Origin of the sequence: Desulfosarcina sp., assembly GCF_033791525.1 — a bacterium.
In the GTDB taxonomy this organism is placed as follows: Bacteria; Desulfobacterota; Desulfobacteria; order Desulfobacterales; family Desulfosarcinaceae; genus Desulfosarcina.
Map to the genome: position 1 here is coordinate 1 of NZ_JASJGN010000448.1, position 4,897 is coordinate 4,897.

Genomic DNA, 4,897 nt, shown 5'->3' on the forward strand with positions numbered 1-4,897 from the left:
CCTGGTCACGCCGGACGGTTACGAAAAGACCCTGGCGCACTTCGACGCCGTGGCGGGTTTCTCCTTTCTGAAAGGCCTTCACCTGAACGACGGGAAGAAGGCCATGGGCAGCCGCGTGGACCGCCATGAAAGCCTGGGCCAGGGCACGCTGGGATTGGATGCCTTTCGGATGATCATGAAAGATCGCCGCTTCGACGGGATTCCCATGATCCTGGAGACTCCCGATGACAGCCGCTGGGCCGAAGAGATCCGCATGCTGAAAGGGATGATTGAGTAGGCTGAGGAAATGATGGCTTGCGTATCGATGACCGAAGGCTGAATTTTGACGGGTTCGTATAAAGTCTCTGATCGTGTCATTCCCGCGCAGTGCCAAGCGCTTCAGCAGGTATCGACATTTCTGCAGACCATTTGATACGATACGAAAACAAGATACGATACGAAAACATGCAGTTCCGCAAAACCTGTCACCTGCCCGTTTCAGAGATACCTGGGACGAGCGTTAGCCTTTTCATAGAATTTTTCCAGGCCTAATTTTTCCCTAAGTTTCAAGCGGTACCGGCGAATATCTCCATCCACTTGGGCAAAACAGGTCTCACAGCACAAACCGCAGGAGGCGAGGGAATCCTTGATTTTTTGACCGATGCGCAAGAATCAGAAAAACATTGGTTTTGCGCGGTCATCATCGCCGGAAAATAACCATCCGGTGGCTTCAGACCGGCCGGAAAAGGCCGATACAAGGGTTGGAATCTATCTTTTGGCGCTTATCTTGACCCCAATACGAATTTCTCATTGCATGAGGACAGCGGCTCAGCGCCAGATCCTTCAACCTTTTCAGGTGGCACAAGGATGGATATGCAACCGCAGTTTGAAACCATCGTTCGACAGATCGGCCAGGTGGTGCTGGGCAAAAAAGATCAGATCCGCATGGCCCTAACCTGCCTGTTTGCCGGCGGGCATCTGCTCATCGAGGATATCCCGGGCATCGGGAAAACCACGCTGGCCAAGGTGCTCTCCCGATGCATGGGCCTGAAATTTAGACGGATCCAGTTCACCAGCGACATGCTGCCCGGCGATATTTTAGGCAGCTCCATCTTCGACCAGAATACCGCTGCATTTGTCTTTCACCCGGGTCCGGTATTCACCCAGGTGCTGCTGGCCGACGAGATCAACCGAGCCACGCCCAAAACCCAGAGCGCCCTGTTAGAGGCCATGGAGGAGGGGCAGGTCACCAGCGACGGCAAGACGCGCGGGCTATCCGCCCCCTTTTTTGTCATCGCCACCCAGAACCCCATGGAATTGTCCGGCACCTTTCCGCTGCCCGAATCCCAGTTGGACCGGTTTTTGATGCGCATCGAACTGGGCTACCCGGATCGTGAGGCGGAGCGGCGGCTGTTGGGCGGGGATCGGACGCAGCGCCTGGTCTTGCAGGACATGAAACGGTGTTTGTCCCCTGAGGATGTGCTGGCACTCCAGAAACAGGTAGACCAGGTGCATGTGGCCGACGCCTTTTTGAACTACCTCCAGGATCTGCTGGATTTTACCCGTAACGACAAGCACTTTCACATGGGCCTCTCACCACGTGCAGGTCTGGCGCTGGTGCACGCAGCCCGATCCTGGGCCTTTATCAGCGGCCGGGACTACGCCCTGCCCGAAGACATTCAGGCCGTATTGATCAGCGTGGTCGGGCACCGCCTCAGATCCCGCGATGACCTGGCAGAGATCCCGGCGCGACGGCTGGAAACCCTGTTTCGAGAGGTGGCTGTACCGTGACGTCCGCCATTTCCCGCACCTTTTACCGCTTTGTCGGTGGCAACACGACCATTCCCGTGGTCCTGGGCCTGCGCAACATCTATATTCTTCCCACGAGCTACGGTATGCTGTACCTGACGGTGCTGGGGGCCATGCTGATCGGGTCCATCAACTACAACAACAACCTGGGCTTTCTGCTCACCTTTCTTCTGGGCAGCCTCGGGCTGACGGCGATGATGCATACCTACAGCATGCTTTATGGTCTGCGCCTGGTATCGGCTACGGCAATGCCGGTATTTGCCGGTGAGTCCGCGGACGTGGACCTTCGGGTTGCCGATGTGGAACAGCCGCGAACCGGCCTTTACTGGTATTTCAAAGCGGCGGATCGTATCCGGGCTGATCTCAGACCCAAGCAACCGGCCCGGGTCATGGTTCGCGCACGGACAGGCCATCGAGGGCTTTTTGATCCGGGATGGCTGCGCATCGCATCCGACTACCCTTTGGGATTGTTCCGGGCCTGGGCGCGGATCGACACCGGCTTGCATTGTCTGGTCTACCCCCGACCCATTTCTGCGGCTACCCCCGAAGGCACGACCGTGTCGGCTCACCGAAACGGCGACATCGGGCAAACGGCCGGCGTCGAGGATTTTGTGGGACTATCGGCCTACCAGCCCGGCGATTCGCCTGGGCGAATCCACTGGCAGGCCTATTCGCGGGGCCGGGGGCTTCACACCAAAACCTTTGCCGGCCAGGCCGGCGAAGGCCTGATGTTGGATATCGATGACATCAAGGGCGACGATACAGAGAGAAAACTCTCCATCCTCTGTTTCCATATTCTCCAGGCTTACCATCAGCGACGCAGCTACGGCATGCGATTGGCCGGACAAACTTTTCCTGCCGCCAACGGAAGGGTTCATCGGGATCGATGCCTCTGGGCGCTGGCCCTTTACGGAAACGGCTGAGCCATGCAACGTCAGCCCATTCGTCCGTTGCTCCTTGCCCTCGCGGTGGCCATGGCACCCCTGGTGCTTCAACTGCCGTGGTGGGCCGTGGGGTGGTGCGCGGTTTCGTGGGGATATCTGCTCTTTCGGGAAAATCGCGGATGGCCCGCGGTGTCACGAGGCGTCCGATTGGCAATCTTCATCGTGGGCATGACGGCGGTGCTGATGTTCGCCGGCCTGCGGTTTGACGGCGGGGATTTTATCGCCCTGCTGGCCGTGATGGCCGGTATCAAACCCCTGGAGATCCGAAGCCGGCGGGACAGCATGGTGACGGCCTTTCTGGCCTACTTCCTGACCATCACCAGTCTGTTTACCTTTGAAAACCTGTCCATGACGCTCTACCTGTTCGTGTCGGTCTGGACCACCACCGGCGTGCTGATCCATGTGAATGACCCCACGGGTGCAATCGGCCGGCAGCTGCGTTTGGCAGCGAAGTTGATTCTGGTGGCGGTTCCGCTTATGGTGCTGCTTTTTCTTCTCTTCCCGCGGCTGTCTGGCAGTTTCTGGGGATCCCCGTGGGCCAAGCAAAGCCGGTCCGGTTTTTCCAGCAGCATGCGCATCGGCGATGTGTCCCGACTGGTGCTGGTCGACGAACCCGCCTTTTCGGTGACGTTCGACTCACCGGTCCCTGATGCGGACCGGCTCTATTGGCGGGGCATCGTTTTCCAGCGCTTTGACGGTAACAGCTGGTATCCGGACAGTCGCCAGGCAACCCGCCCGGGCAGTGTCGGCGGCACGGATCTGTCCCGCTACACGGTAATACTCGAACCTCACGGCCAGCGGTACCTGTTCGCTCTGGACCTGCCGGTGACGGCCAATCCCGTGGCCACCATCATGGACGATCACACCCTGATGGCCCGTCGACCCCTCTGGCAGCGTTTTCATTACGATGCTGCATCCTTTCTGGACTCCCTGCAAAATTCTGCAGACGATCCCGGTGAAGACTACCTGCAACTGCCACCGAACCGGAATCCACAGACCCTTGCCCTTGGCAATCGGTGGGCCCGGATCCACGCTGGGCCCGAGGACGTGGTGGCGGCAGCCCTGGCGTTTTTCAAGGAAAATGGTTTTTCGTATACCCTGCGTCCGGACCGGTTGGGGATTCACGCCGTGGACGATTTTCTTTTGGTCAGCCGGAAGGGATTTTGCGAGCATTTTGCGACCGCCTTTACCGTGCTCATGAGGGCTGCCGGTGTGCCGACACGGATCGTAGGCGGTTATCAGGGCGGCAGGTGGAATGCCTTGGGGGAATTTCTGACGGTGCGCCACTCCGATGCCCACGTCTGGTGCGAGGTGTGGCTGGCGGGGCAGGGATGGGTGCGCGTGGATCCGACCTTCACAGTGGCCCCCGACCGTATCGACGCCGGTATTGAACGCGCCCTTGCCGGAGAAGAGCTGCTCTGGTTTCTCGGTCGTTCCCGGGGCGATCTGTTGGCTCGCTTGACCGAAACCGTTCGTCAGACCTGGGAGGCCGTAAATACCCGGTGGGACATGTGGTTCATGGGCTTTTCCGCCGAAGATCAGATCGCTCTGCTGAGAAGAATAGGCATCTTTGCTGGACGGCAAAGTGGTTGGCTGCTGTTTATGGTGTTGCCGCCGCTGTTTATCGCCGGTGTGATCCTGCTGGGCAGCATTCGGAAAAAAGAAATCCCCAAACCGCTTGAAGACAAAGTGCTGAAGGTTTATGGACGTTTTCTGGGCAAAATGGCGAGCGCCGGCATTCCCAAAGCATCGCACCAGGGGCCCTTGGACTATGGCCGCCTGGTGATGGACCGGCATCCTGCACTCGAGCGGGAGGTGGATGCGATCATTGGATGCTACATCGGTCTGCGATATGGCCATGAATGCGCTGTGGACGCGTTGAAGGCGTTTCGTCTGCGGGTGCGGCGTTTCAACCCGCGACAGGCGATGGCTGCCGGCGGTCGGAGGCCGGAGGACTGAGGACTGAGGACTGAGGTCAGAGGTCAGAGGTCAGAGGTCTGAGGTATGAAGTCTGAAGTCTGAAGTCGGATGTGGGAAACCAGAACCTAGCAACCAGGGACCCGTCCTTTTATCATCAGTCAATTGACAGGTCATCCGGTGGCGTCAACGATCCCCGGTGAAGGGCCGAATGGCCGAACCGTTCGGCAATCCGGTCCACGGCCCGG

At 58.8% G+C, this 4,897-nt stretch carries 4 protein-coding genes; all 4 read left to right on the forward strand.

The window, feature by feature from the left end:
* The coding region (locus QNK41_RS21225; protein ID WP_319261305.1) for a TIM barrel protein at window positions 1-277 on the forward strand (277 nt) is incomplete at its 5' end.
* Window positions 278-846: 569 nt separating this feature from the next.
* Window positions 847-1,770, forward strand: coding sequence for a MoxR family ATPase (locus tag QNK41_RS21230; RefSeq protein ID WP_319261308.1), 924 nt, complete (start codon window positions 847-849; stop codon window positions 1,768-1,770).
* Window positions 1,767-2,711, forward strand: a complete 945-nt coding sequence (locus QNK41_RS21235) for a DUF58 domain-containing protein (RefSeq protein ID WP_319261311.1) — start codon at window positions 1,767-1,769, stop codon at window positions 2,709-2,711. The genes QNK41_RS21230 and QNK41_RS21235 overlap by 4 nt, the downstream gene beginning before the upstream one ends.
* 3 nt (window positions 2,712-2,714) lie before the next feature.
* Window positions 2,715-4,691, forward strand: coding sequence for a DUF3488 and transglutaminase-like domain-containing protein (locus QNK41_RS21240; RefSeq protein WP_319261314.1), 1,977 nt, complete (start codon window positions 2,715-2,717; stop codon window positions 4,689-4,691).
* Window positions 4,692-4,897: the final 206 nt, after the last annotated feature.